The organism is Allobosea sp. NPDC055332, assembly GCF_053645455.1.
On sequence record NZ_JBSHMO010000037.1, the window covers coordinates 1 to 1,158 of the forward strand.

Annotated in this window: 2 protein-coding genes; both read left to right on the forward strand. The window is 44.0% G+C overall.

What is annotated here, in order from left to right; genetic code table 11:
• Positions 1-691 (forward strand): fimbria/pilus periplasmic chaperone (locus tag ACWIGM_RS31510; protein ID WP_454029862.1); only part of this gene is annotated, 691 nt, incomplete at its 5' end.
• A 41-nt stretch (positions 692-732) separates the two neighbouring features.
• A partial coding sequence (locus tag ACWIGM_RS31515; RefSeq protein ID WP_336152083.1) for a FimD/PapC N-terminal domain-containing protein occupies positions 733-1,158 on the forward strand: 426 nt, incomplete at its 3' end.

Below are 1,158 nucleotides of genomic sequence, written 5' to 3' on the forward strand. Positions count from 1 at the left end.
CTACTCTATTTCCTTTATGGCGACAGTGTTACTTTTATTGCTCTTTGCTTGCCATAGCACCATTGCCAACGCAGCTGTCGCACTGGGTGCGACGCGGGTAATTTATCCGGCAAACCAGAAACAGGTTTTATTGCCTGTCACGAATAATGATCCTGCCAGTGTCTATCTCATTCAGTCATGGATAGAAAATGCAGGTGACCAAAAAGACACCCAGTTTGTCATTACGCCACCGCTTTTTTCCATGCAAGGTAAAAAAGAGAATACGCTGCGGATAATCAACGCCACTAATCATCAGTTACCAGGCGACCGTGAAAGCCTGTTCTGGGTTAATGTTAAAGCTATTCCTGCTATGGAAAAAGATCAGAAGAATGAGAATACATTACAGCTGGCAATTATTAGCCGCATAAAAATGTTTTATCGCCCCACGAACCTGGCAATGGCACCTGAAGAAGCGCCTGCAATGCTTCGGTTTCGTCGCAGCGGCAGCAAACTCACTCTTATTAATCCAACGCCCTACTTCATTACCGTAACAAATATGAAAGCAGGAAATAGCAATCTCCCAAACACCATGGTGCCGCCAAAAGGTGAAGTATCGGTGGATATCCCGCATGCTGCAACCGGGGATATCAGTTTTCAGACGATCAATGATTACGGTGCATTAACTCCGCGTATTAAGGCAACCATGCAGTAAGCCAGTGACCTAATTAATAATAAACTCAATCGGAATTAATAATGACAGCCTTTCGTGCCGCATTTAAGGCATATCGTATGCATCAGGTGTTACTACTGCCTCGCTTTGCACGGCTTACCATTGCCCTTGGCTTAGCAACTGCGGTATTTCCCGTTGACGCAGAGTATTATTTTAATCCACGGTTTTTAAGCAATGATCTTGCTGAATCTGTCGATTTATCCGCCTTTACTAAGGGACGCGAGGCACCACCTGGTACATATCGGGTCGACATTTATTTGAACGACGAATTTATTACTAGTCGGGATATTACTTTTATTGCAGATGATAATAACGCAGATCTCATCCCATGCCTGAGTACAGATCTTCTAGTCAGTCTTGGCATAAAAAAATCAGCGTTATTAGACAATAAAGAACATTCGGCAGAAAAACATGTGCCGGACAACAGCGCATGCACACCACTTCAGGAT